Origin of the sequence: Rhizobium tropici CIAT 899, assembly GCF_000330885.1 — a bacterium.
GTDB lineage: Bacteria > Pseudomonadota > Alphaproteobacteria > Rhizobiales > Rhizobiaceae > Rhizobium > Rhizobium tropici.
This window is the reverse complement of sequence record NC_020059.1, coordinates 2,653,236-2,678,625: the sequence shown is the minus strand read 5'-3', so window position 1 is coordinate 2,678,625 and position 25,390 is coordinate 2,653,236. Positions and strand designations below refer to the sequence as shown.

25 protein-coding genes are annotated in these 25,390 nt (G+C 60.1%); 14 read left to right on the top strand and 11 right to left on the bottom strand.

Translation table 11 applies throughout. The features are described 5' to 3' along the window. Nucleotides 1–3 precede the first annotated feature (3 nt). From RTCIAT899_RS13185 to RTCIAT899_RS13170, 4 genes are all read right to left on the bottom strand, one after another. Nucleotides 4–912 carry a DMT family transporter gene (locus RTCIAT899_RS13185; RefSeq protein ID WP_015340737.1) on the bottom strand — a complete coding sequence of 303 codons (909 nt, stop codon included), beginning with the start codon at nt 910–912 and terminating at the stop codon, nt 4–6. A 234-nt stretch (nt 913–1,146) separates the two neighbouring features. Continuing rightward, nucleotides 1,147–2,793 carry a DEAD/DEAH box helicase gene (locus tag RTCIAT899_RS13180; protein WP_015340736.1) on the bottom strand — a complete coding sequence of 549 codons (1,647 nt, stop codon included), beginning with the start codon at nt 2,791–2,793 and terminating at the stop codon, nt 1,147–1,149. Nucleotides 2,794–3,169: 376 nt separating this feature from the next. Continuing rightward, nucleotides 3,170–3,484, bottom strand: a complete 315-nt coding sequence (locus RTCIAT899_RS13175; RefSeq protein WP_015340735.1) for a hypothetical protein — start codon at nt 3,482–3,484, stop codon at nt 3,170–3,172. A gap of 149 nt (nt 3,485–3,633) precedes the next feature. Then, nucleotides 3,634–5,220, bottom strand: a complete 1,587-nt coding sequence (locus RTCIAT899_RS13170; protein WP_015340734.1) for a trimethylamine methyltransferase family protein — start codon at nt 5,218–5,220, stop codon at nt 3,634–3,636. A gap of 217 nt (nt 5,221–5,437) precedes the next feature. Here RTCIAT899_RS13170 and RTCIAT899_RS13165 point away from each other — a divergent pair, with 217 nt between their 5' ends. Then, nucleotides 5,438–8,251, top strand: a complete 2,814-nt coding sequence (locus RTCIAT899_RS13165; RefSeq protein ID WP_041677620.1) for a response regulator — start codon at nt 5,438–5,440, stop codon at nt 8,249–8,251. Between the two features lie 66 nt (nt 8,252–8,317). Here RTCIAT899_RS13165 and RTCIAT899_RS13160 read toward each other — a convergent pair whose 3' ends face one another. Beyond that, nucleotides 8,318–9,145 carry an oxidoreductase gene (locus RTCIAT899_RS13160; protein WP_015340732.1) on the bottom strand — a complete coding sequence of 276 codons (828 nt, stop codon included), beginning with the start codon at nt 9,143–9,145 and terminating at the stop codon, nt 8,318–8,320. An 82-nt stretch (nt 9,146–9,227) separates the two neighbouring features. On the opposite strand from RTCIAT899_RS13160, the gene RTCIAT899_RS13155 reads away from it, so the two are divergent. Continuing rightward, nucleotides 9,228–10,157, top strand: coding sequence for an AraC family transcriptional regulator (locus tag RTCIAT899_RS13155; protein ID WP_041677950.1), 930 nt, complete (start codon nt 9,228–9,230; stop codon nt 10,155–10,157). A gap of 45 nt (nt 10,158–10,202) precedes the next feature. On the opposite strand, the gene mnmC2 is transcribed toward RTCIAT899_RS13155, so the two are convergent. Continuing rightward, nucleotides 10,203–10,937: a tRNA (5-methylaminomethyl-2-thiouridine)(34)-methyltransferase MnmC2 gene (mnmC2, locus tag RTCIAT899_RS13150; protein ID WP_015340730.1), complete on the bottom strand. Its 735-nt coding sequence runs from the start codon at nt 10,935–10,937 to the stop codon at nt 10,203–10,205. Between mnmC2 and RTCIAT899_RS13145 the strand changes: the two genes are divergently transcribed. The 10 genes from RTCIAT899_RS13145 to RTCIAT899_RS13100 all read left to right on the top strand — a co-directional run bounded on the left by RTCIAT899_RS13145 (nt 10,936) and on the right by RTCIAT899_RS13100 (nt 17,270). Next, nucleotides 10,936–12,120 (top strand): NAD(P)/FAD-dependent oxidoreductase, encoded by a 1,185-nt coding sequence (locus RTCIAT899_RS13145; protein WP_015340729.1) that lies wholly within the window; start codon nt 10,936–10,938, stop codon nt 12,118–12,120. The genes mnmC2 and RTCIAT899_RS13145 overlap by 2 nt on opposite strands. 103 nt (nt 12,121–12,223) lie before the next feature. Beyond that, a complete protein-coding gene (locus tag RTCIAT899_RS13140) occupies nt 12,224–12,931 on the top strand; it encodes a DUF1045 domain-containing protein (RefSeq protein WP_015340728.1) in 708 nt (235 codons plus the stop codon). A 117-nt stretch (nt 12,932–13,048) separates the two neighbouring features. Beyond that, nucleotides 13,049–13,972: an allantoinase PuuE gene (puuE, locus tag RTCIAT899_RS13135; protein WP_015340727.1), complete on the top strand. Its 924-nt coding sequence runs from the start codon at nt 13,049–13,051 to the stop codon at nt 13,970–13,972. Nucleotide 13,973: 1 nt separating this feature from the next. Continuing rightward, entirely contained in the window at nt 13,974–14,471 is a 498-nt protein-coding gene (gene uraD, locus RTCIAT899_RS13130; protein ID WP_015340726.1) for a 2-oxo-4-hydroxy-4-carboxy-5-ureidoimidazoline decarboxylase, read from the top strand. Between the two features lie 229 nt (nt 14,472–14,700). Then, complete coding sequence (locus RTCIAT899_RS13125; protein ID WP_015340725.1) at nt 14,701–15,063, top strand: HepT-like ribonuclease domain-containing protein; 363 nt, start codon at nt 14,701–14,703, stop codon at nt 15,061–15,063. A 7-nt stretch (nt 15,064–15,070) separates the two neighbouring features. After that, nucleotides 15,071–15,571 (top strand): ureidoglycolate lyase, encoded by a 501-nt coding sequence (locus RTCIAT899_RS13120; protein WP_015340724.1) that lies wholly within the window; start codon nt 15,071–15,073, stop codon nt 15,569–15,571. Further along, a complete protein-coding gene (gene uraH, locus RTCIAT899_RS13115) occupies nt 15,568–15,924 on the top strand; it encodes a hydroxyisourate hydrolase (protein ID WP_015340723.1) in 357 nt (118 codons plus the stop codon). The genes RTCIAT899_RS13120 and uraH overlap by 4 nt, the downstream gene beginning before the upstream one ends. Before the next feature lie 3 nt (nt 15,925–15,927). Continuing rightward, nucleotides 15,928–16,668 carry a metallophosphoesterase family protein gene (locus RTCIAT899_RS13110; RefSeq protein ID WP_015340722.1) on the top strand — a complete coding sequence of 247 codons (741 nt, stop codon included), beginning with the start codon at nt 15,928–15,930 and terminating at the stop codon, nt 16,666–16,668. A gap of 67 nt (nt 16,669–16,735) precedes the next feature. Further along, on the top strand, nt 16,736–16,996 hold the full coding sequence (locus RTCIAT899_RS13105; RefSeq protein ID WP_015340721.1) for a type II toxin-antitoxin system Phd/YefM family antitoxin: 261 nt from the start codon (nt 16,736–16,738) through the stop codon (nt 16,994–16,996). A gap of 7 nt (nt 16,997–17,003) precedes the next feature. Further along, complete coding sequence (locus tag RTCIAT899_RS13100) at nt 17,004–17,270, top strand: Txe/YoeB family addiction module toxin (protein WP_015340720.1); 267 nt, start codon at nt 17,004–17,006, stop codon at nt 17,268–17,270. Here RTCIAT899_RS13100 and RTCIAT899_RS13095 read toward each other — a convergent pair. The 3 genes from RTCIAT899_RS13095 to puuD are packed head-to-tail and all read right to left on the bottom strand — an operon-like array spanning nt 17,267 to nt 20,996. Further along, a complete protein-coding gene (locus tag RTCIAT899_RS13095; RefSeq protein WP_015340719.1) occupies nt 17,267–18,406 on the bottom strand; it encodes an alpha-hydroxy acid oxidase in 1,140 nt (379 codons plus the stop codon). The two genes, RTCIAT899_RS13100 and RTCIAT899_RS13095, sit on opposite strands and share 4 nt — an antisense overlap. Before the next feature lie 47 nt (nt 18,407–18,453). Next, nucleotides 18,454–19,761 carry a guanine deaminase gene (guaD, locus tag RTCIAT899_RS13090; RefSeq protein WP_015340718.1) on the bottom strand — a complete coding sequence of 436 codons (1,308 nt, stop codon included), beginning with the start codon at nt 19,759–19,761 and terminating at the stop codon, nt 18,454–18,456. After that, complete coding sequence (puuD, locus tag RTCIAT899_RS13085) at nt 19,758–20,996, bottom strand: urate hydroxylase PuuD (RefSeq protein WP_015340717.1); 1,239 nt, start codon at nt 20,994–20,996, stop codon at nt 19,758–19,760. The genes guaD and puuD overlap by 4 nt, the downstream gene beginning before the upstream one ends. Before the next feature lie 216 nt (nt 20,997–21,212). Between puuD and RTCIAT899_RS13080 the strand changes: the two genes are divergently transcribed. Further along, on the top strand, nt 21,213–21,548 hold the full coding sequence (locus tag RTCIAT899_RS13080; RefSeq protein ID WP_015340716.1) for a hypothetical protein: 336 nt from the start codon (nt 21,213–21,215) through the stop codon (nt 21,546–21,548). Nucleotides 21,549–21,551: 3 nt separating this feature from the next. On the opposite strand, the gene RTCIAT899_RS13075 is transcribed toward RTCIAT899_RS13080, so the two are convergent. After that, nucleotides 21,552–22,448 carry a LysR substrate-binding domain-containing protein gene (locus RTCIAT899_RS13075; RefSeq protein ID WP_041677619.1) on the bottom strand — a complete coding sequence of 299 codons (897 nt, stop codon included), beginning with the start codon at nt 22,446–22,448 and terminating at the stop codon, nt 21,552–21,554. A 102-nt stretch (nt 22,449–22,550) separates the two neighbouring features. On the opposite strand from RTCIAT899_RS13075, the gene RTCIAT899_RS13070 reads away from it, so the two are divergent. Beyond that, nucleotides 22,551–22,754, top strand: coding sequence for a hypothetical protein (locus RTCIAT899_RS13070; RefSeq protein WP_015340714.1), 204 nt, complete (start codon nt 22,551–22,553; stop codon nt 22,752–22,754). A 189-nt stretch (nt 22,755–22,943) separates the two neighbouring features. Here RTCIAT899_RS13070 and xdhB read toward each other — a convergent pair whose 3' ends face one another. Beyond that, nucleotides 22,944–25,283 carry a xanthine dehydrogenase molybdopterin binding subunit gene (gene xdhB, locus RTCIAT899_RS13065; protein ID WP_015340713.1) on the bottom strand — a complete coding sequence of 780 codons (2,340 nt, stop codon included), beginning with the start codon at nt 25,281–25,283 and terminating at the stop codon, nt 22,944–22,946. Between the last annotated feature and the right edge of the window lie 107 nt (nt 25,284–25,390).

Below are 25,390 nucleotides of genomic sequence, written 5' to 3'. Positions count from 1 at the left end.
GCTCTATGGCTTCTTGTGGGCATCGATCCGTAGCCGCCATCGCAGAAGCCTGCCATCGACAACCACCAGGCTAGAGACGATCAGGGCCAATCCGAGGAACTCGTAAGGTTCCAGACGCTCTCCAAGGAATGCGGTACTCAAGATGATTGCGCTTGCCGGCACGAGCAGCGTCACCAGCGACGCATTTGTCGCCCCGGCAGAGGCGATGAGATTGAAATAGAGAATGAAGGCGAAGGCGGTCGTCACGATTGCGAGAGTGCCGACGGCCAGCCAGATCGAGATATTCGTGCTGACGATTTCGCTCGGATTGTAGAGAAGAAGGACGATCGGCATCATAATGATGGTGGAGGCACTCAGTTGGCCGGTCGCGACAATGACCGGCTTCATATCCCGAAATCGCTTCGCGAAAACGGCTGCAAACGCATAGGAAACTGCCGCTCCGATGACCGCAAGCTTTGCCCATGTCGGTCCGCCGAGATTGGCGAGGAGCCCTGGGCCGATCATGATGGCGGCGCCGCCAATTCCGAGAGCCACGCCGGCAAGTTTGCTGGCGGAAAGCTTTTCGTCTTTCGTCAGCAGATTTGCGACCAGGACTGTCCACAGGGGCGTCGTCGCGTAGAGCACCGAGGCAAGACCCGCTCCGATCTCCGTTTGACCGCTGAATATCAGCGAAAACGGGATAACGTTATTGAGTAGCGCCAGCCCCAGAAACGAAGCTGATCTTGCAATGGCGGGCGCAAAGGAAATGTTGCGCACACGCAACCAGACATGCAGGACAAGCGCGGCAATCGAAACCCTATAGAGGACCAGCGCCAGCGGCGGGATTTCTGCCACCGCAACACGGGCAAAGAAGAATGATCCGCCCCACAGCGCGCCGAGAAGCATGAGCTGCCCCCAGTCGCTTGCCGACATTGGTTGTGTTGCCGTCGTTTGCAATGCGCCGCCTCCCAACCCTCCACACATGCTCCAAGCTACGCCGGGAAATGTCTGCAGGCAGGAAACAGTCATCCAAACATTGGTCGCCAAGCGAAACGGAATGTCGGGTAGTTTCGAAGTTTCGAATTTACGCTCATGACTGAACCGGTAGTCATCTGGGTAGACGTGTGAGGCGTAAAAAAGGGGGCCAATCGGCCCCCTAGAACTTTATCAAGCACGTTCGCGACGTTGGCCGCCATTGCCTGGGCCACGACGCTTCATGCGGCCGTTGCCGCCATTGCGCTGTTCGCCCTGGGCGCCGCGCTCTTCGTTGTGGCGACCTGCGGGGCGGCCATGGGAATGGCGCTGGCCGCGATGGGCTCCGCCCTCATGCGCGGCACCGTTGCCGTTGGACTGGCCGTTGTGCTGCTTGCGAGCGGGACGGAAGTCCGAGGTCGAAGCGAGGTCGTTGTCGGGTTCCGCACGCGGCGTCGGTTCGTTGCGACGCTGGCCACGGAAATCGGCATTGCGATTGTTTTCTCGCTGCGTACGATCATTGCGCGGGCGGCGATCCTGGCGATCGCCAGCCTCACCACGAGCCTCGCCGTTTTCCTTGTCGAAGAACGGACGGCGGGCCGGACGAGCCGGGCGGCCTTCGGCGCGACCCTGGCCTGCGCCACGGCCTTGGCCCTGACCCTGACCTTGGCCACCGCGACCCTTACCGCGAACGGGGCGACCGCGATCGGCGGGCGCTTCGCCACTGGCAACGGCGATTTCGATGCCCATCAGGCGCTCGATGTCGCGCAGCAGGCGGATTTCATCGGGTGCGCAGAAGGCGATGGCGATGCCGTCGCGGCCGGCGCGGGCGGTACGGCCGATGCGGTGAACGTAGGCGTCGGGCACTTCGGGCAGATCGAAGTTGTAGACATGCGAAACGCCGGGGATGTCGATGCCGCGGGCGGCGACGTCGGTTGCGACGAGAACGCGGACGTCACCATCACGGAAGCCCTTGAGCGCGCGCTCGCGCTGGCCCTGGCTCTTGTTGCCGTGAATGGAGGCAGCGGCGAAGCCAACGTGATCGAGGTGCTTCATCAGCTTTTCGGCGCCATGCTTGGTGCGCAGGAAGACGATGGCGCGGCCATCCGGATTGGCCGAGATCGTTTCCTTGAGGATTTCGGTCTTGTGGTTCTGACCGGCAACGAAGTGGACATATTGCTCCACCTTGTCGGCTGCCTTGCCCGGAGGCGACACTTCGACCTTGACCGGATTGGTCAGGTAGTCGGATGCGAGATCGCCAATGGCCTTCGGCATGGTGGCCGAGAAGAGCAGGGTCTGGCGCTTGGCCGGAACCATCTTGGCGATCTTGCGCAGATCGTGGATGAAGCCGAGATCGAGCATCTGGTCGGCTTCGTCGAGGACGAGGTGGGTGACATGGCCGAGCGAGAGGGCGCGGCGGTTGATGAGATCGAGGAGGCGGCCGGGCGTTGCGACCAGAATATCGGTGCCGCGCTCGAGTTGAAGCTGCTGTTTGTTGATCGACGCGCCGCCGACCACGAGGTTGATCCGCAGCTGCGTCTTGCGCATGAAGAGACGGAGGTTATCAGCGATCTGGTTTACCAGTTCGCGGGTCGGAGCGAGGATCAGCGTACGGACGGTGCGGTTGTCGGGACGCTTGGCTTCCTTCAGCAGCATCTCGATGATCGGCAGGCCGAAAGCGGCCGTCTTGCCGGTGCCGGTCTGGGCGAGGCCGATGAGATCACGGCCCTGGAGAACGAGCGGGATGGCCTGAGCCTGGATGGGCGTTGGCGTCGCAAAGTTGTTCTGCGACAGTGTATCGACGATCTGCTTGGAGAGACCAAGCGAGTGAAAATCGGTCAATTCAATACCTTTCGGGGCGCCAAAGCAAATAGGCCGGATCGCACCATGCGGTCCGGTCTGTCTCTGGCGTCAAGAACCCCGCGTGAAGTGGGAACTTGTAAGTTGGAAATAGCTTTCCCAGCGCATCGGCCGCAGCGCTTGGCGCGGCCTCATTCATAAAAGCGCTTTTGTCCTTCTCTTGCGTACAGATTGTCCCGCAGGGCACGCTCACGCGGCGGCCGGAAGGTGAAAGCTGAGGCGCATTTGGTCTTAAATGCGAGGAATGTCAAGAGGTGTAAGCGAAAGCTTTTCATCAGACGTACAGAAATGCCGCCGAAATCCGGCGGCATCCGAGATCCGATAAGGGCGCATGCGCTCAATGCAGAGATTGCTGATCCTAGCGGCAAACCTCGACGCGATAGGGACGGCCCCAGCCGTCGTGACGCCATGCCCAATAGCAGCTGGGGTAGGGGCGTACGTAAACGCGCTCGTAGACTGGGCCGTCGTAGTAGGCCGGATATGCGGGGTAATAAGCCGGGTAGGCGGGCCGTGCAGCCCCGGCGATCAAGGCGCCGCCCACAACACCGGCGGCAAGACCGCCGAAGAAGGCCCCGCGACCGGACGCGTTGGCGGAAGTGGCGGTTGCGGTGGCGGCGCTGCCAAGCGTCAGCGCGATCAAACCGGCCGTCGTTAATGTGCGAAGCACAGACATTGACATCCCTTTCCCAAAAACACAGGCTAGGCTCCTGGCCTAAGCCGAGTCTGACGTTGCGCAGGAAAGGGGGCGAAGTCGCGGCCAAAAATAGGTTCGCGACATTAAATTTCGTTCATGATTTCAGGCGTAAAGCCTTTGATTTTCAATCAGAAATCTGTAGGGACGCCGCCCTCTGCCTTGCGCTTCGCGACAAATGCATCGAGTTCCTCCTCGATTGCCGGATCGAGTGGGGGCCGTTCATAACGCTCGAGCGTTTCCTTATAGACGCGGTTGGCGTGATCGTAAGTCGTAGGGCTCCCGGCTTCCGTCCATGTCTCGTTGTTTCGCCAGTCTGACAGGATCGGCGAATAGAAGGCGGTTTCGTAGCGGGCGAGCGTATGCGCTGTGCCGAAATAGTGGCCGCCGGGGCCGACATCGCGCACGGCATCCAGCGCCAGGGCGTCGGCGCTGACATCGAGCGGCTTCAGGAATTCCGCGACCATCTGCAGCATGTCGACATCGAGGATGAATTTTTCGAAGGAGGCGGTCAGCCCGCCTTCGCTCCAGCCGGCCGCATGCAGCACGAAATTGCCGCCGCCCTGGGTCAATGCCCACAATGACAGCGCCGATTCGTAGGCGGCCTGCGCATCGAGCGTGTTGGAGGCGTTGGTGTTCGAAGTGCGGTAGGGGATGCCGTAGCGGCGGGCGAGCTGGCCACCCGCGATGACCGCCTTCATATATTCCGGCGTGCCGAAGGCGGGTGCGCCTGTCTTCATGTCGACGTTCGAGGTAAAGCCGCCATACATGACCGGCGCGCCCTTGCGCACCATCTGGGTGAAGGCGAGGCCGCAGAGCGCCTCGGCATTCTGCTGCACCAGCGCGCCGGCGATCGTCACCGGCGCCATGGCGCCCGCCAGCGTGAACGGGGTGACCACCACCACCTGGCCGCGCGAGGACATTTCAATGATCCCCTGCAGCATCGGCCCGTCGAGACGAAGCGGCGAGGAGGAGTTGATGATGGTGAAGAGCGAGGGCTCGCGCTCCATCTGTTCCATGTTGATGCCGCGGCCGATACGAGCGATCTCGATGGCGTCGAGATTGCGCTGCTGGCCGAGCGAATAGCAATGAAAAGCCTTGTCGGTGAACTTCACGATGTCGGAAAGGCAATCGAGATGGCGCACCGAGGCATGGATATCGATAGGTTCGACCGGATAGCCGCCGGTCATATGGATGACATCGAAGGACTGAGCGAGCTTGATGAGCTTGCGGAAGTCCTCCTGATTGCCGGCTCTCCTGCCGCCGTCGCGGTCGGCGACGAAGGGAGCGGAGGCAACCTGTGCGAAGACGAGATTGCGGCCGCCGATTTCAACGTTTCTAAGGGGATTGCGGGCGTGTAGCGTGAAGTTCGAGGGGATCGAAGCGATCAGCTCCATGATCATGTCGCGGTCGAAACGAACGCGTTCCTTGCCCGGCGTGACGTCCGCGCCGGCAGCCTTCATGCGCTCGCGCGCTTCCGGCAGGATGATATCCATGCCGATCTCTTCGAGAATGGTCAGCGATGCCTCGTGAATGTCGTCGAGCGCTTCGGGTGACAGGAGTTCCGTGCGAGCGAGATTGTTGACGAGGTTGAGATATTTCGTGCCGCTCGGCCTGCGACTGCGTTCGGCCCCGCGTCCCCCGGCCCGCCGCCGCCGTTCGCCCGTTGCCGTTGCGATCTGCGCTTCGTTCAAGGTCAGGCTTTCTTCGTCGCTCATGGCGCTCGCTCCCAATGATCCGTTGACGGATTCTTGGCAGAGTTTCCCCCGGTATGCCGCCGTCGTTTGCGACCAAGGCATGACCGTTATAGGACAGTGCATGGTCTGAACGCGACGTCGGCGCGGCGGTTTAAACATGGTTAACGCCTTGTTAAAGCCAATTGTGCTAGAGCGTCGTTCCATGAACTATCATGCGCGGTGAAAAGAGAGGCTCCGTTTGACTTTGGACGGTGAACTGCTCGACATAGCGTGCCGCCGGATCGCCAGTCTGGACAGGCCCGCCTACATCAAGAACAGCGAGCTTCGTTACGTCGCCGTCAACGATGCCTATGCGCGGTTCTTCGGGCACGATATCTCCGATTTCATCGGCAATCGCAGTCATGATCTTCTCGATGCCGGGGAGAGCGCCGATAGGGAAGACAGGGAACGCCGTGCGCTGGTCTTCGGTTCGGAAGAGGTGGCACTCTGCTTCGACGGATCGGGTCGTGAGCGATCGCGCATCCAGATCGAGAGTTTTTCCCCTTCGGAAGACCGCGTCTATATCTTCGGTGTGTTTCTGGAAGCGCCTGCCAGGAGACTGAATCAGGATCTCGACAATATTCTTCGCTCGATGCCGATCGGCGTCCTCATCCACGACAGCGATTATATCGTGGAATACGTCAATGACGCCTTCTACGACATTTGGGAATTCTCGAAGGAGGATCGCTTCGAAGGACGACCCTATCGGGACCTCATCGCCAAGCACTATCAACTGGCGCGCTTCGATGCCGACGGCCGCAGCATCGACGACATTTATCAGGCGCGCCTGGCGGCACTGCGCAAGGCCGGTGAGCACCTGCAGACGGAAGTGAATTTTGCCGACGGAAAATCCGTCATCATTGATGCGCGCCGCATCGCGAATGGGCGGACGCTGATGTCCTATACGGACATCTCCGCCGTCAAGCAGCAATTCCGCGAGATCACCGAAGCCCGGCTGGCGCTGGAGCGTCTCGGCGAGCTGATGACCGATGCCATGCAGGCCATGTCCCAAGGCCTGCTGATCGTTCAGGACGGTACGATCATGCTTGCCAACGACCGGCTGAAGGACATGCTGAAGCTGCCAGCCGATTTCCTCGAGGTCGGTAAAAACTGGTCTGCGGCGTTCGATTATTGCGCGCAACGCGGAGACTTCGGTGAGGATGCCGAGATGCTGCGGGCGTCCTGGGGGGAAAGCGTTGCTGCCGGCAAGCCGATCTCTTGTGTATTCCAGATCAAAGGCGACCGCTGGATGCAACTGGACGCCGCCCTCGGCGAGCACCGTCGCTGGACTGTGGCGCTGACCGATGTCACCGAGATGAAGGAACGCGAGGCGGATTTGCAGCTGCTCCTGGCGCGCAGCAATGCCGCGGACCGGGCGAAATCCGAATTCCTGACCCATATGAGCCATGAAATCCGCACGCCGATGAATGGCGTTCTCGGCATGGCGGAACTACTTGGGAAGACCGATCTCGATATCAGGCAGAAGACCTTCGTCGATATCATCGTCAAGTCAGGCAATGCGCTGCTGACCATCATCAACGACATTCTCGATTTTTCCCGCATCGACACCGGGGAAATGCATCTGCGCAAGATGGCCTTCGATCCCGCCGAGGCCGTCGAGGATATCGCGACCTTGCTGGCGGCCGCCGCATCGGAAAAGAATATCGAGCTGATAGCGCGCATCGCTCCCGGCGTCCCGGCGGCAATACTCGGCGATGCCGGCCGCTTTCGGCAGATCGTGACCAATCTCGTCGGCAATGCGATCAAGTTCACCGAGCGCGGTCATGTGCTGGTCGAACTGGATAGCCGGCCGGCAGCAGACGACAATATATTGCTCATGCTGCGTGTCGAAGACACCGGGATTGGCATTCCGGAAGAAAAGCTCGATACGATCTTCGACAAATTCTCGCTGGCGGATTCGTCCTTTGCGCGGCGGCTTGAGGGCTCGGGTCTTGGTCTCGCCATCACGGCCGGTCTCGTCGATCTGTTCGGCGGCTCGCTGTCGGTGGAGAGCAAATGGGGCAAGGGATCGGTTTTCACCGTCCATCTGCCGATGCCGCTGGTTGCCGCGCGCGGCAAAGTCGCGGAGCTGCCGGCCAATGTCAGGGATGCCCGCGTCCTGATCGTGGAAGACGACCCGATCCATCGGCGCATCTTGAACGAACAGTTGGCGCAATGGGGTTTTGACGGGCATGTCGCCGAGGATGGCGGGACCGCGCTCGCCATTCTGGAAGCTGCCTTCGATATAGGCGTGTCGGTCGATGCGATTATCGTCGACGACAGCATGCCCGGCATGAATGGCTATCAGATCGCGAGTGCATTGCGCGCCGATCCGCGTTTCGACACGCTGCCGATCGTGTTCCTGACGTCGATGGGCGTCGCCGGCAGCGATAGGGAATTCGCGGCCGTCAACGGCCAGGCACACCTTATGAAGCCTGTGAGGGCCAATGTGCTGCGCGGCACGATCATCGATGTCGTGCGCGCATCGCGGCGGAAGAAACTGGGGGAGCGATCGGCTCCCGTTGAACGTCGGCTGCCACTGGAGGCGGAAGCAGCCGCTGCGATCGAAGCCACCGATCGGATGACGTCGGCCAAGTCAGGCAACGCCATCGACGTCCTCGTGGCCGAAGACAACGAGGTGAACCAGATCGTCTTCACGCAGATCCTGCAGGCGACCGGCCTGCGGTTTCTCGTCGTGGAGAATGGCCAGGCGGCCGTGGACGCATGGCGCCAGCTCCGGCCGTCGCTGATCCTAATGGATGTGTCCATGCCGGTCATGAATGGTCATCAGGCGACCCGTACGATCCGGCAGTTCGAGACGCAGGCCGGGCAGGGATGGCATGTTCCCATCGTCGGGGTGACCGCGCAGGCCCTGGATGTCGATCGCGTGATGTGCATGCAGTCGGGCATGGACGATTGCATATCCAAGCCGATCAGCCCCGAACTTCTCGAGACGAAGATCCGGCGCTATCTGGGCGATACCGCTCTCGTGGCCGATCGCTCGAAGAACTAAGGTTCTGATCGATAGACGGAGCGCAGGGCTGGATGACGGCTTCTCGCCACTGCAGCGGTCGACCTCTTAGCCATCGGTGGAAACGGTAACGGCCTTCCAGGCTTCGATCTCCTGCTTGAGGCGCTCGATCCTGTCCGACGCAAGTCCAAGAGCATCGCTGCCCAGCAGGAGTTGCTGTGGAGGCGTGTCGGATTCGATTAAGCCCAGAACGGCATCGGCGAGCTTGTCGGGATCGCCGAGCTGCTTACCGCTTTTGGATTGCCGCGCCTGCCGGATCGGATCGAACAGCGCGTCATAATCCGCGATTGATCGTTCGGTCCGGACCATCGAGCGCCCGGCCCAGTCGGTCCGGAAGGAGCCGGGGCAGAGGGCGGTCACCCGAACGCCGAATGGCGCCATCTCTGCTCGCATGACCTCCGAGATACCCTGAAGCGCAAATTTGCTCCCGCAATAATAGGCGATGCCGGGCATGGTGATCATGCCGCCCATGGAGGTGACGTTGACGATGAAGCCGCTGCGCCTTTCGCGGAAGCGCGGCAGGAAGGCCTTCGCGACCGCAACGGCGCCGAAGACGTTCACGTCGAACTGGCGCCGCATCTCCTCGAGGGGCGACTCCTCAAGAATTCCCTCGTGGCCGTAGCCGGCATTGTTGATCAGCACGTCGACCGGTCCATGAGTTTCCTCCGCTTGTCGAACGGCGTCCGCTATGCGGTCGAACTCCGTTACATCGCATAGGATGGGCCGCACTGCCGGCAAGCGTTCCGCTAGCGTCGTCCGCGACTGTTCCGAGCGGATGGCGCCAATAACCTTGTGGCCATTCCGGATCGCGGCGGCTGCAATTGCAAAACCGAAGCCCGAGTTCGCTCCGGTGATGAAAAAAGTCTTCTGTGACATGGTCGAAATCTCGTCTTGATTGCTTGATGCTTATGACAGATAATCTTCGAAATCATCGCTTGCGATTGCAAAATCTATGGATATCTTGCCAAATCCTATGAAACAGAGCGATGAGAGTTCAAAGCGCCGGGAGTTGGTAGAGCTGGCAGGCCTTCTTGCGCCCGGCCACGGTTACAACCCAACAGCACTTGCCGGTGTCCGCATTCTCAGGACCGAAGCGATCCTTCGTGATGTCCCGGTGCTCTACAAACCTGGCGCGGTCTTCGTCCTGCAAGGCCGAAAACAGGGCGTGCTGGAAGGCGAGGTCTATCTCTATGATGAGGAGCACTATCTGGCCGTGTCGGTGCCTGTTCCGTTCCGGATGGAATCGTCAGCCAGCGCAGAACGCCCTTTGCTTGCCGTTTATCTCGAGTTCGACATGCTTCTCGCTGCGGAGATCGCCTCGGACCTAGGGGCGAGACAATCCGGAGCAGCGACCGGCAAAGTGAGAAGTCTGACATCGAGCAGAATGGAGCCGATGATCGAGGATGTCTTGCTGCGTTTGCTGCGGGCGCTCAGCGATCCTGTCGAGCTTGCGGTTCTGGGAGCAGGCATCCTGCGCGAGCTGCACTACCGGGTTCTGGTCGGCCCGCAAGGCGGAGCGGTGATCTCAGCTCTTCAGCAACAGGGCATTTCCGGGAGGATCGTGCGAAGTCTGGCCCGATTGCGCGAAGCCTACAATTCCGAGATTTCGGTTGCCGCGCTGGCGCGTGAGGCGGGGATGAGCGTTCCCTCCTACCACGTCCATTTCAAAGCCCTGACGGGCAGCAGTCCGATGCAATATCTGAAGGCAATGCGGCTGCATGAGGCGCGGTTGATGATCGCGCGCCACGACGGAACGATTGCGGAGGTGGCGGCATCAGTCGGCTATGCCAGTGCTGCCCAGTTCAGCCGGGATTTCAAACGGCACTTCCGGCGGACGGCCTCGGAAGAGGCCAAGTGGGTTCGCCAGCATCTTGGCGAGCTCATCTGAGCCCTCGAGATGGTTGCCGCCTGCCCCGGCACATCGGCTCCGGCCTCAGGCGGGCTTGATGCCGCAGAGCATTTCGCGCTTGCCGGCAAAGCCTTGGCGTCGCTCCACCACAAATCCTGCCGCCTGCAGGTTTCGTCGCACGAAGCCAGCCGCGGCATAGGTGGCGAAGGTGCCGGCTGGAGCGGTCTTATCGTGGAGCGTCTGCATCAGTTCCGGCGACCACATGTCGGCATTGCGGGACGGCGCGAAACCGTCGAGATACCAGGCGTCAAAGCCCTGTTCGGCGCGGCTGACACCTTCGAGAGCCGGACCGCAGACGACGCTGAGGCGCGTATTTGCATCTAGCCTCAGGGACACGACACCCTGCGGCTTGTCCGGCCACGCGGCGGCAAGCGCCTGGCGCTCGCTGTCGATTTCGGGCCAGTGCGACAAGGCACGGTCGATTTCCTCGGCCCGCATCGGATAGAGTTCGAAAGACATGAAGTGCAGGTTCGAACCGGGGGCAGCCTGCTGCCGCCACTGGCGCCATGTCTCGCAGAAATTCAGGCCGGTGCCGAAGCCGAGTTCGCCGATAAGAAAATCCTGCCGTCCCTGCCAGCGATCGGGAAGGCCATTACCGGCCAGGAAGACATGGCCGCATTCCAGCCGGCCGTCGGTCTGGCAATAAAAATGGTCGCCAAATGCGGTCGAATAGGGCATATCGCCGTCGCGCCATTCAAGCTCCGGGCTTGCCGCATTGGTTTCGGACGCTGCGGTCCGATCGGAAACTGGATCTGTCATGGAAAGAGCCGATAATCCTCCAAGACCTGCCGGTCAATCGCCCGTCGATCTGCTGATCGTCGGCGGCGGGATCATGGGGCTATGGGCAGCCGTCCATGCCGAGCGTCTTGGTATCCCGGCATTGCTTGTCGAAGCCGGCCGTTTCGGGCAGGGGGCGAGCGGCGGTCTGCTTGGCGCGCTGATGCCGCACATGCCGGACAAATGGTCGGACAAGAAGCAATTTCAGTTCGATGCGCTTGTCGCGCTTGAGGAGGAAATTGCTGTCATGGAAGCGGAGACCGGGCTTTCGGCTGGTTATCGCCGCGCCGGTCGCTTGATTCCGCTGCCGAAGCCGCATCTGAGGCAGATCGCGCTTGGCCATTCCCAGGATGCGGAGGTGCATTGGCACCATGGGGAGCACCGGTTTCACTGGCATGTCCTGGATAAAGCACCCGTCGAAGGCTGGATCGAGCCGTCTCTCGCCGAAAATGGATTTGTCCACGATACGTTGGCGGCCCGCGTCGCGCCGCGCGCGTTTCTGCAGGTCTTGCGGAGGTTTCTGGCAGCGGCACGACATGTCCGGCTTTGCGAGGGCGTTACCGTCGAGAGTATCGATCCGGAGCGGGGCATTGCGCGTTCAAGCGATGGCGACATTCGCTTCGGCCGTTGCATCCTTTCTGCCGGCTACCGTTCGTTTCCGATCCTTGATGAGTTGACGGAGGGATGCAAAGCCTCGCTCGGCCAACCGGTCAAAGGGCAAGCGGCGATGCTGAAAGCCGATGTCGACGGCGACATGCCGGTTATTTTCCGCGATGGTCTCTATATCGTCCCGCATGAGAATGGGTTGGTCGCGGTCGGCAGTACGAGCGAGAACCGATTTGACGATCCCTTATCGACCGATGGGCAGCTCGATGATTTGCTCAATGCCGCGCGCGCCATGGCGCCGATGCTGGCTGGCGCGGACGTCGTTGAGCGTTGGGCCGGCCTGCGTCCGAAGGCTGTGGATCGCGATCCGATGGTGGGTGCGCATCCCGATCATCCCTCGCTGATTGCCCTGACTGGTGGCTTCAAGGTGAGCTTTGGGCTGGCGCATAGGCTCGCGGAGGCGGCGGTGCGTGAGGCGGTGGGCGCACCCGGTCGCTTCAACTTGCCGCCGAGTTTCACTTTAGCGAGTCATATTTCAGCCATATCACATAAAACGTGAATTCAGGCCTCTTTCGGGTCGTCAATCTGTCACGCAAATCACCTATCTCCTTGGCCATCGATGCCGGTTCGGTCTGCCTGACATTACGCCCTGGAGGAATTTTATGCGGTATGCCATTTGCTTCACGCCGTCTGCGAGCGATCCGCTGACGCTTGTGGCGGCGAATTGGCTCGGCCGCAACGTTTATTCCGGCGAGATGGTCGATCCGCCGGCGGTCCGTGGGCTTGGTATCCATGAGATCGCCTTCTACACCGCGGTTCCGCGCCGCTATGGCTTCATGGGGATTCTGAAGGCGCCGTTCCGGCTGGCCGAGGATATGTCCGAGGCGGGGCTGCTGCGCGACCTGATGCGGTTCTCCGGCACGGTCGCGCCCTTCGAAATCCCAAGGCTTGAGGTCGCGCGCCTCGGCGGTGCGCTGGGCCTTGTTCCCTCCGCACCAAGCCAGCAGATGCATTTCCTCGCAGCATCGCTGGTGCAGACCTTCGATCAATATCGGGCTCCTTTGAGCGAAGCGGAGATCGAACGCATCGATCCGGATGGCCTGTCGGCGACGCAATTTGCCAATCTGCATCGCTGGGGGCATCCGCACGTCATGGATGAGTTCCGCTTCCAGATGATGCTGACGGGCACGGTGAGCCCTGCCGATATGACGCGCATCGAGCGTGCGCTGCGCGAATTTTTCGAGCCTGCCTTGGCTGCGCCCATCCCCGTTTCCAACATTGCGCTCATGATGGAAGAAGGCGCCGGCGGTCCCTTCCGGGTGCACTCGCTGCATCCGATGGGAAAGGTCAGCGCCCGCAAGATCGCCTAGATCAGCGGATGGCGTTCACGCCAATACCCCGCTTTGAAGCGAAAGTGATTTTCCCACTTTCCGTCTCGACTTTCGCGGCATGGATGCTACCGTTCCGCGATCAGAGAAGGTGCTTCAATGTCGGAAATCTATCCCCGTAATCTCATCGGCTACGGCCGCAACACACCGGATCCGAAATGGCCCGGCGATGCCCGCATCGCGGTGCAGTTCGTGATCAACTATGAAGAGGGCGGGGAAAGCTGCATTCTCGACGGTGATCCTGGGTCGGAAAACCTGCTGTCCGAGATCGTTGGCGCGGCCTCCTGGCCGAACCAGCGCAATCTCAATATGGAATCGATCTACGAATATGGTTCACGCGCCGGCTTCTGGCGGCTGTGGCGCATGTTCACCGAACTCAAGGTTCAGGCGACGGTCTATGGCGTGACACTTGCCATGGCGCGCAATCCGGAAGCAGTTGCCGCCATGAAGGAAGCCGGCTGGGAAATCGCCAGCCACGGCTATCGCTGGCTGGAATACAAGGATTTCTCCGAAGATCTGGAGCGAAAGCACATTCTCGAAGCCGTACGGCTGCATACCGAACTCACCGGCGAGCGGCCCTACGGCATGTACCAGGGCAAGCCGTCCGACAATACGCTGCGGCTCGTCATGGAGGAGGGCGGCTTCCTCTATTCCTCCGATTCCTATGCCGACGATCTACCCTTTTGGGTCGATGGTTTGAACGGCAAGCCGTTCCTGATCATTCCCTATACGCTTGAGACCAACGATATGCGCTTTGCGACGCCACAGGGCTTCAATTCCGGCGACCAGTTCTTCACCTATCTCAAGGATGCCTTCGACACGCTCTATGAAGAAGGCAAGCATGGCAGCCCGAAGATGATGTCGGTCGGTCTGCATTGCCGTCTTGTCGGCCGCCCCGGTCGCGCCGCGGCCCTGCGCCGATTCATCGAATATGTGCAGAAGCACGACAAGGTCTGGATTCCGAAGCGTATCGAGATCGCCAACCACTGGTATGAAAATCACCTTCCCGGGGGCGCGCGCTGATATGATCTCGAGGGATGATTTTGTCGACCGCTTCGGCGGTGTCTTCGAACATTCGCCTTTCGTTGCCGAGCGCGCCTACGATCACGGTGCCATTGCTGAGCAATTGACCTCCGGCGGCGTGCACGCCGCGCTGGTGCGGGTCTTCCGTGCCGCCAGCGAGGCGGAGCGACTTGGCGTGCTGCGGGCACACCCCGATCTCGCCGGCCGGCTGGCGATTGCCGGCCGGCTGACTGAGGATAGCCGCAAGGAGCAGGCCGGTGCCGGGCTCGACCGGCTGAGCCCCGAGGAGCACGCCCGGTTTACCGAACTCAATGCTGCCTATGTGACGAAATTCGGCTTTCCGTTCATCATCGCCGTGAAGGGGCTCGGCAAGGACGATATTCTTGCCGCCTTCGAGACGCGGATAGACAATAGCAGGGATGCGGAACTCGCGACTGCGGCGGCGCAGGTCGAAAAGATCGCTCTCTTGCGTCTGCAATCCATGCTGCCTGAAGCCTGACGTATAGCGTCAGTGCTGCGTCCTTCCTGCGTCTGTCCCAGCGCGGGTTTTCCCGTTGAGGTACGCGCTATTTTTCGATCTACTCATGGCTTAGTATCCGCTTGGCAGGATACTGAGCCATGGGGCCACGGAAAGCATTGGACAGAGATAGAAGCGGATGGATGATTGGTGACGCCAAGAGGCGCGTCATCGCACCGGAATCGGGTATTGCTGGCGGAGGAAAGCCAGCATGAGCCTGGATCGACTGATTACCTACCTCGAACGCATGCAGCAGGCTGCATCCGAAACTGGTCAATTCCTCCGGGAAACCGATCAAGTGACATTCTCCGAGAACGTCGAGAAACAGCGCTCCGTCGGCATGAATCTTCTGCTGATCGGCGAGGTTGCCACACGCATTGCCGAGGACTATCCGGAGTTTGTCGTTGACCATCCAGAGCTGCCTTGGCATGTGATGCAGGACTTCCGGAATCGGATTGCGCAAGGGTATGTCGACATCGAGTTGGCGGCCCTGTGGGATATCGCTCACAAATCTCTTCCGGAGTTGCTCCTGCAACTGGACTCCATTCGCCACTGGCGAGCGGAAGGCGAATAATCATTCAATGACACAGCATCTCGATATCAATCCTTTGGCAAAGGCCGCATTCGCACCGTTCGGCGATGTCATCGAGGCCGATCTTGCGACTATGCGGTACATCAATGGCGGCACAACGGAGCGCTTCCATGCTTTGTCCAGCGCCGAGGCCATCGGAGAGGGCGCGCGGGTTATCCTGAACCTTTTTCGCGGTCAACCACGTGCTTTTCCCTTCTCGATCGAGATGATGGAGCGCCATCCCTTCGGCAGTCAATGTTTCGTGCCGCTGAACGGCCGTCCGTTCCTTGTCGTCGTCGCGGAGGATGAGGGCGGCAAGCCGGGCAGGCCGAAGGTTTTCCTTGCGCGCGGCGACCAGGGTGTGAACTATCGGGTCAATGTCTGGCATTATCCCCTGATGGCACTCGACGAGCAGAGCGATTTCCTTATCATGGATCGCGATGGGCCAGGAAACAATCTGGAAGAGTACTTCTTCGACATGCCCTTCATCATCGGAGCACCGACGCTATGACCGGACTGACCACCCATGTGCTCGATACCGCTCTCGGCAAGCCTGCCGAAGGCCTGGTGATAGATCTCTTCAGGATCGAGGGCGATGCCCGCAGGCACGTGAAGACGGTTACAACCAATTCGGACGGCCGCGTGGATGGTGGTCCAATCCTCAGCGGCGAAAGCTTCGTTGCAGGCACTTACGAGTTGCTGTTTCGGGCCGGGGACTATCTGCGTGCCAGCGGCACCAAGTTGCCGGAGCCGGCTTTCCTCGATCTCGTGCCGATCCGCTTCGGCATCGCCGATACGACGGCGCATTATCACGTGCCGCTGCTGATCTCGCCCTACGGCTATTCCACCTATCGCGGGAGCTGAGACATGCGCTTTGCAGCCATAGCGGACATCCATGGCAATCATCTGGCACTTGAAGCGGTGCTTGCGGATATCCGCAGACAGGGCATCGTCGACATCGTCAATCTCGGCGATTGCTTCAGCGGCCCGCTTACCGCGGGCAAGACGGCGGACATGCTGCTGGAATTGAATGCGCCGACGGTGCGGGGCAATCACGACCGCTATCTGATCGAGCTGGCGCCGGAGGCGATGCATGTTTCAGATCGCGCAGCGCATTCTGAACTGACGGAACGTCACCTCGAATGGCTGCGTGCCTTGCCCGTCAGTACAATTTATCTGGATGAAGCCTATCTTTGCCACGCGACCCCGGCTGATGATAATGTCTATTGGCTTGAATCCGTCTCGCCGGACGGTCAGGTCTATCTGAAGCCGCTGGAAGAGATCGAGGCACTGGCTGCCGGCGTCGATTTCCCTCTGGTCTTGTGCGGTCACAGCCACCTTCCGCGTGTCGTCAGGCTCTCCGACGGACGCCTGATCGTCAATCCCGGCAGCGTCGGCTGCCCGGCCTATGACGATGACTTACCCTATTATCACAAGGTGGAAGCCGGTCACCCCTTTGCTTCTTACGCCATTTTGGAAAAGACTGGTGATCATTGGCTACCGGTCTTCCGGCACGTCGCCTATGATCACATGGCGATGGCGAAACTCGCGGCGCAGAATGGCCGCGAGGAGTGGGCAAGCGGTCTTGCGACGGGCTGGCTGCGTTAGGCATGTTCCTTGACTTTAAGCTGGACCTGTACCATTTGTTGTACAAGTTTTGTAATAGGAGTGGAACATGCGAACGGTCATGTTTTCTGCAGCAAGAAATGAACTTGCAAGCTTGCTTGATGAAGTCGCGCAGGATCGTGTCGCCGTGGAAATTGTTCGTCGCGATAAGCCATCAGCCATTCTGATCGACAAGGAAGAATATGAAGGAATCATCGAGACGCTTCATGTTCTGTCGACACCGACAAATGCGGCAAGATTGATGGAAGCGATCACCGATACAAACGAGGGAAAGAACCTCGTTTCTCACGATTTGCTCGATCCGAAGTAAGCTTGTCATGTTGCTTGCTTGGCACGCGCATGCTTGGGAAGACTATTTATACTGGCAGGAAAGAGACCGTAAAATAGCCGTTAGAATCAACGAGCTTTTGCGGGACGCGCTACGCCACCCTTTTGAGGGACTCGGCAAACCAGAGCCCCTACGCAATCAACTCAAAGGGCAATGGTCGCGCCGCATCACGCAAGAGCATAGGCTGGTTTACAAAGTTGAAGGCGTAGGCGATCGGCAGACGCTTATCGTTTTGCAATGTCGCTTCCACTATTAGAAATCAGCCAGAATCGACCGATCCACGGCCTTGATATCCCGCTTGCCACAGAGTGCCATGGAAATATCCAGCTCCTTGCGGATGATCTCGAGCGCAAGCGTCACCCCTTCCTTGCCCATGGCGCCGAGGCCATAGAGGAAGGGGCGGCCGATGAAGGTGCCCTTGGCGCCGAATGCCACGGCCTTGAGCACGTCCTGACCTGAGCGTACGCCGCCATCCATATGCACCTCGATCTTGTCGCCGACGGCATCGACGATCCGGGGCAGCATGCTGATGGAGGAATGGGCGCCATCGAGCTGCCGGCCGCCGTGATTGGAGACGATAATGGCATCGGCGCCGGTATCGACAGCCGCTTTTGCATCGTCGACGTCAAGAATGCCCTTGATGATCAGCGGGCCGCCCCATTGCTCCTTGATCCAGGCGACATCGCTCCAGGAAAGCTTGGGGTCGAACTGCGAATGCGTCCAGTGCGACAGCGTCGTCATATCGGAAATATCCTTGGCATGACCGATGATATTGCCGAAGGAGTGGCGCTTGGTCTTCAGCATACCCATACACCAACCCGGCCGCGTGGCCATCTGCCAGATGTTCCTTGCGGTCATTTTCGGCGGTGCCGACAATCCGTTGCGGATATCGTTATGGCGCTGGCCGAGGATCTGCAGGTCGGCCGTCAGCACAAGCGCCGAGCATTTTGCCGCCTTGGCGCGATGGATGAGATCGAGGACGAAATCGCGATCCTTCATCACGTAGAGCTGGAACCAGAAGGGCTGCTTCGTCACCGAGGCGATGTCCTCGATCGAGCAGATGCTCATGGTTGACAGTGTGAAGGGTATGCCGAATTCCTCGGCCGCGCGCGCGGCCAGAATCTCGCCATCGGCATGCTGCATGCCGGTCATCCCTGTCGGCGCCAGCGCCACCGGCATCGAGGCCTTTTGGCCGACCATCGTGGTCGCCAGCGACCGGTCGGAAATGTCGACGAGGACGCGCTGGCGCAGCTTGATCTTGGCGAAATCCGCCTCGTTCGCCTCATAGGTCGACTCCGTCCACGAACCGGAATCGGCATATTGGAAGAACATTTTCGGCACGCGCCGCTGCGCAAGCGTCTTCAGTTCGGCGATGGTCAGCGGCGCGGTCATGGCTCTTTGCCTTCTGGATAGTTATAGGGAGGTGGGTTCGGATTGCCTCATTGCAGGATCGATTTCATCGGCTTTCCGGCGACATAGGTTTCGAGGATGGCGCGGTCGTCACCCATGGTCTGCAGCAGGAACAGCTCCTCGGTGAGGCTATTCGTCACCTCCATCTTCAGCGCCATGGCCGGCGTTGCTGCTGCATTGAGGACGATGAGATCGGCTTCGGTTCCGGCGTCGAGCGTGCCGATCTTATCGACGAGGGAGAGGGACTCGGCATTCCCACGGGTCACGTAATAAAAGCTCTCCAACGGGTTCAGCCGTTCGCCGAGCAACTGCTGGATCTTGTAGGCCTCGTCCATGGTGCGCAGCATGGAGTAGCTGGAGCCGCCGCCGATATCTGTGGCGACACCGATGCGAACGGGCTTCTCGCGGCGGGCCAGCGCCTTCAGCGGGAAGAGGCCGGAGCCAAGGAAGAGGTTCGAGGTCGGGCAATGCACGGCGACCGCGCCGGCTTCGCTCATGGCATCGGCTTCGCGGTCGGAAAGATGGATCGCATGGCCGAACAGGCTCTTGGGGCCAAGCAGTCCGTAGCGGGCATAGATATCGGTGTAGTCGATCGCCTCCGGATAGAGCTCGCAGGTAAAGGCGATCTCGTCGTGATTCTCGGAAAGATGCGTCTGGATATGCAGATCCGGGAATTCGCGGGCAAGCGCGGCCGTTGCCTCCATCTGCGCCGGTGTGGAGGTGATGGCGAAGCGCGGGGTGATCGCGACATGGTTGCGGCCCTTGCCGTGCCAGTCTGATATCACCTGCCGCGTCTCGTCATAGCCCATTTCGGGCGTATCGAGCAGGCCCTGCGGGGCATGGCGATCCATCATCACCTTGCCGCCGACCATGCGCATGTTGCGGCGCATGGCTTCGGCAAAATAGGCGTCGGCGGAGGTTTTATGGACCGAGCAGTAGGCGACGGCCGTCGTCGTACCGTGGCGGATCATTTCGTCATAGAAATGCCTGGCGATGCGCTCCGCGTGTGCGCTTTCGACGAAGCGGCATTCCTCGGGGAATGTATAGGTGTTCAGCCATTCCAGAAGGTTGGCGGCGTAGGAGGCGATCACCTGCATCTGCGGGAAATGCAGGTGCATGTCGATGAAACCGGGCAGGATCAGATGCGGGCGGTGGTCGATTTCGGTTGCACCTTTCGGCGCCTGCGCCTTGATATCGGCATAGGCGCCTGTCGCGACGATCAAGCCGTTTTCGATCAGCAGGCCGCCATCACTTTCATAAGTATAGCTGTCGGCATCATCGAGGCTTTGCGGCAGGCGCTTGAAGGAAAGCAGGCGGCCGCGCAGAAGGGTGGTCATTGGCTCTTTTCTCCGATGGAGCTTTCGAACCAGGCGACCAGCAGCTTGCGCTCCTCCGGCGTAACGTCGGTGACGTTGCCGGGCGGCATGGCGTGGCTGCGGCCGGCCTGGATATAGATCTCCCGGGCATGCATAGCGATTTCCGCGTCATTTTCCAGCGTTACGCCCTTCGGCGGGCGGACAATCCCCTCATAGACGGGTTCGGCCGCATGGCACATGGAGCAGCGCGTCGAGACCATTTGCTTGACCGCCGGAAAATGTGCATCGGAGGCGAATTGCTGGAAGGCGGGAGCGACTGCGTTCGCTTCCTTTTCGCCAGTCAGCACCTTCGGAACGGTGGAGAGCCACATGATGACGATGAAAAGGACTATCGTGACGATCCAGGTCCAGGTCGGGCGGCCTTTGCGCGCATGCGTGGTGTTGAACCAGTGACGGATGGTGACGCCCATCAGGAACACCAGCGCTGCAATAATCCAGTTGAACTGCGTGCCGAAGGCCAGCGGATAGTGGTTCGACAACATGAAGAAGATGACGGGCAGCGTCAGGTAGTTGTTGTGGAGTGAGCGCTGCTTGGCGATGCGGCCGTATTTCGGGTCCGGCGTGCGGCCGGCGATGAGGTCGGCGACGACGATCTTCTGGTTGGGGATGATGATCATGAAGACGTTGGCAGACATGATCGTCGCGGTAAAAGCACCGAGATGCAGGAAGGCGGCGCGGCCGGTGAAGAGATGCGTATAGCCCCAGGCCATGAAGACCAGGACGGCATAAAGCACGATCATCAGGCCCCAGGTGTTGTTGCCGAGCGGCGACTTACAAAGCAGGTCGTAGATGATCCAGCCGATGGCGAGCGACGCCAGCGAGATCAGGATGGCGACGGGGACACTGACGTCGAGCACGTGGCGATCGATGAGGAAGAGGTTGGCGCCGCCGTAATAGACGATACACAGCATCAGGAAGCCGGATAGCCAGGTGAAATAGCTCTCGTACTTGAACCAGGTCAGGTGTTCCGGCATCTGCGCGGGAGCGACGAGATATTTCTGGATGTGATAGAAACCGCCGCCGTGAACCTGCCATTCCTCGCCATAGGCGCCGGGCGGAAGATGTGGGCGCTTCACCAGTCCGAGATCGAGCGCGATGAAGTAGAAGGACGAACCGATCCAGGCAATGGCGGTTATGACGTGGAACCAGCGGGCGGCAAAGGCCAGCCATTCCCACGCTATGGCGTATTCATACATTCAGTTCCCCTTTTTCTTCCTCCGACTCGATACCTTGCAGAATGTTGAGAGCGGATGGAAGAGGGGTGTTGGATGTGCCGGTAAAAAGCAGCGGTCTTGTCTAGCGTCCGGGGCGCATTAGATCAGATTATGGCAGTTATTTAATAAAATGCCCTTGGCTGCTTGGAGCGGGCCGTGTCCGCGGCAGCCGTCTATTTTTTCGACGGAGAATTGCCCATGCGAGGTATTCTGGCGTTCGTATTTTTTCTTCTCTCCGCAGCCTTTGCTCTGGCGCACGAGGCGCCCTCCGGCTGGTCCTACGACCCTTATTGCTGCAATGGCGACAGCAAGACGGGCGATTGCGAGATGATTCCCTCGCGCACCGTCACCATCGTTCCCGGCGGTTATCGAGTGACGCTCAACCCTGGCGACCATCGCTATGTAACGCACGCGCATATCTTCAATCTGCCGCAGGGTAAGACGATGCGCTCCCCGGACGGAGCCTATCATCTCTGTCTGTTTCCGGACGAGAACACCCCGCGCTGCTTTTATGCGCCCGACATGGATTATTGAGCGCTATTCGAGCGGCATGCCGAATTCGCAGAGGAGCCAATCCCTGAAGGCGCGGATTCGCGGCGTATGACGCCTGTTTTCAGGATAGGCGATCCAGTAGTCCGTATTGTCGGACGAAAGAATATCGAAGGGCTGGATCAGCCGGCCGGAAGCTAGATCATCCGCATAGAATTCCGGGGTCAAGATGGCGACGCCCTGACCGGCCAATGCCGCGCTCGCCTCGAAGGACTGGGCGCCGAGCCTGCTGCGCGGCCGGCCCTGAAGGCCAGGGTCGGGAACACCGGCTTCCTGAAACCATTGAGCCCACCATGGGTCGCCTGCGTCGATGATGCGGAGCTTCAGGAGATCGGCCGGTTCGTGGATGCCCCCGATCGACTCTGCAAGCGCCGGGCTCAGCATCGGCGTAAAATAGACCTTCATCAGGAGGTGCGAGCGCAAGCCGGGCCATTGACCGCGCCCGGTGCGGATGGCGATGTCGGCTGACTCCCGGGCGAAGTCTATGATCGAGCCCGAGGTATCCAGCCGGACGGCGATATTGGGATGCTTCAGCTGAAACGAACCGAGATGACGGGCCAGCCATTGCGAGGCGAAGGTGGGGGTCGAATGGATGCATAGCGTCGTTTCGACTTCGCCTCTGATCGAAGTCATGGCCTCCTGCAGCATGGCAAAGGCTTCCGACACTTTCGGTGCAAGCTGTTCTCCGGCCTTGGTCAACAGAATCTGCCGCGGGCGGCGCAGGAATAGCGGCTCGCCCAAAGTCTCTTCCAGCAGCTTGATCTGATAGCTGACCGCCGTCTGCGTCATGCCAAGCTCTTCGCCGGCCCGCGTGAAACTGCTGTGCCGGGCGGCGGCCTCAAAGACGCGGAGCGCATTCAGCGGAAAGCGCATGGACAGTTTCATGGATAAGTTCTCTTTATGCATGCAGACGATAGTTCAATTGGAATTTCAGCATTTTTCGCGCCAGACTGCAATTCATATCATCGATCTGACTGAGGTATCGTCATGGATTGCTATGTCGTGGAACAGGTGGAAACCGCAAGGCCAAGGATTCTGGCTCGTCTTCTGGAATCGGTGACGCAGGCCTTCGTCAGCCACGCGGAGCCGTCGCCGCATCTCGATCTCGATGAGATGCCGGACCGTCTGAAGCGTGATCTTGGATTTCTGGACGGGCGGGAGCCGCGTTATGATGATAGATCGTTGCTGTAGGTGGTGAGGACCGTCGAGAGGTCAGCAAAGGTCATTGATTTTGGATATCGTGATGAACGGAGAGTGTGTACCCCCCTCTGTCACTGTCGTGACAGAGGGGGGTACACCACGGCATACTCAAATTTCAAGTTCGGCCTCAGGCTTTTTGCTCGACGCCATCACGACAACCACCCTGTCTTCAAAGGACAATCACATCCCCTTCAGCCGCTCGACCGCCATGAGTACCCGTTCCGGCGTCGCCGGTGCGTCGAGGCGCGGGCAGACGCGGTAATCCGCGACGCTGGCGACCGCCATCGACAGCGCCTCCAGCACCGAGATCGGCAGCATGAAGGGCGGCTCGCCGACGGCCTTCGAACGGCCGATGGTGGCCTCCGTATTTTCAGACCATTCCGCCAGCCGCACATTGAAAATCTTCGGACGGTCGGAAGCGAGCGGAATTTTGTAAGTCGATGGCGCGTGTGTGCGCAGCCGGCCCTTCGCATCCCACCAGAGCTCCTCGGTCGTCAGCCAGCCCATGCCCTGCACGAAAGCGCCTTCGACCTGGCCGATATCGATTGCCGGATTGAGGGAGCGACCGACGTCATGAAGGACATCGGCGCGGTCGATCAGGTATTCGCCCGTCAACGTATCGATCGACACTTCCGAGCAGGCGGCGCCATAGGAGAAATAATAGAAGGGCGTGCCGCGGCCGGCCTTGCGATCCCAATGGATCTTCGGCGTCTTGTAGAAGCCGGCAGCCGAGAGCTGGACGCGGGCGAAATAGGCCTGCTTGACGAAATCGGGGAAGGGGATTTCCTCTTCACCGACACGCACGCGGTTTGGCAGAAACCGTACCTCCTCGGCGGCGACACCCCATTTTTCGGCCGCGAAGGCGACGAGCCTTTCCTTGATCTGCCGGGCAGCGTCATAGGCCGCCATGCCGTTCAAGTCGGAGCCGGAGGAGGCCGCCGTCGCTGATGTATTCGGCACCTTGCCCGTAGTCGTCGCGGTGATCTTCACGCGGTCGATATCGACCTGGAAACTATCGGCTAGAACCTGCGCCACCTTCGTATAGAGACCCTGGCCCATTTCGGTGCCGCCGTGGTTCAGATGGATGGAACCATCCTGATAGATATGCACCAGCGCGCCTGCCTGGTTGAAGGCGGTCATGGTGAAGGAGATGCCGAATTTCACCGGCGTCAGCGCGATACCCTTGCGGATGAAGCGGCTGGAACGGTTGAACTCGAGGATGGCCTTGCGCCGCGCCTGATAGTCGGAACTCTGTTCCAGCTCGTCGACGACGCGGTTGATGATATTGTCGGTGACTTCCTGGTGATAGGGGGTCAGCGTTCGGCCCGAACCCGGCTGGCCGTAGAAATTGGCGCGGCGGATTTCGAGCGGATCCTTGCCGAGCGCATAGGCGATCTCCTCGATCATGCGCTCGCCGCCGACCATGCCCTGCGGGCCTCCGAAGCCGCGGAAGGCGGTGTTGGAGACGGTATGGGTTTTCAACGGCTTCGAGACAAGATGGACATGCGGATAGAAATAGCTGGAATCCGCATGGAACAGTGCGCGGTCTGTCACCGGGCCGGAAAGATCGGAGGAGAAGCCGCAACGAGCGGCATAGGTGGCATCGACGGCGTGAATGCGGCCTTCGTCGTCGAATCCGACTTCATAATCCACGAGGAAGTCGTGCCGCTTGCCGGTCGCGCTCATGTCCTCGTCGCGGTCGGGCCGGAATTTCACGGCGCGGCCGAGCTTCTTGGCGGCGACGGCGGCAAGAGCAGCGAACTGGTTGCCCTGCGTTTCCTTGCCGCCGAAGCCGCCGCCCATGCGGCGCACATTGACCGTCACGGCATTGGACGGAATGTTCAGCGCATGGCCGACAATGTGCTGGATCTCACTCGGATGCTGCGTCGATGACCAGACGGCGACTTCATCGTCTTCGCCGGGGATCGCCATGGCGATGTGGCTTTCAAGATAGAAGTGCTCCTGACCGCCGATGCGCATCTGCGCCTTGATGCGGTTGATGGCATTGGCCATCTCGGTTTCCGGCTCGCCGCGCTTCAACGTCATCGGTTCGTAAACGAGCGGTGCGCCATTGGCGAGCGCACCATCGATATCGCTCCAATGCGGCAGATCGCGATAATCGATCTTGGCGAGGCGGGCGGCACGCCGGGCGGCATCGCGGGTCTCCGCGATGACAGCGAAGATCGGCTGTCCATGGAATTCGACTTTGGTCTCGGCAAGCAGCGGTTCGTCATGCATGCCGTTGGAACTGGTATCGTTGACGCCGGGGATATCGGCACCGGTGAAGACCCAGATGACACCGGGATAGGCTTTGACGGCCGACAGATCGATGCCGGCGATCTCGGCATGGGCGCGATCGGAAAGGCCGAGCGCGCCGTGCAGCAGGCCAGCGGGTTCGGGAATGTCATCGATATAATCGGCGGCTCCGGTGACGTGCTTATGCGCGGAATCATGCTTGAGCGAGCCATGCATCGAGCCGTTGATGACGACCTTGGGTTCTTCGAAGGTGGATTTGTCCATTTATTGTCCTCCTTCTTCGAGAATACCTCTGATGACAAGACCAATCGCAAGTAGCCCCTCATCCGCCCTGTCGGGCACCTTCTCCCCGTTTTGACGGACAGAAGGAG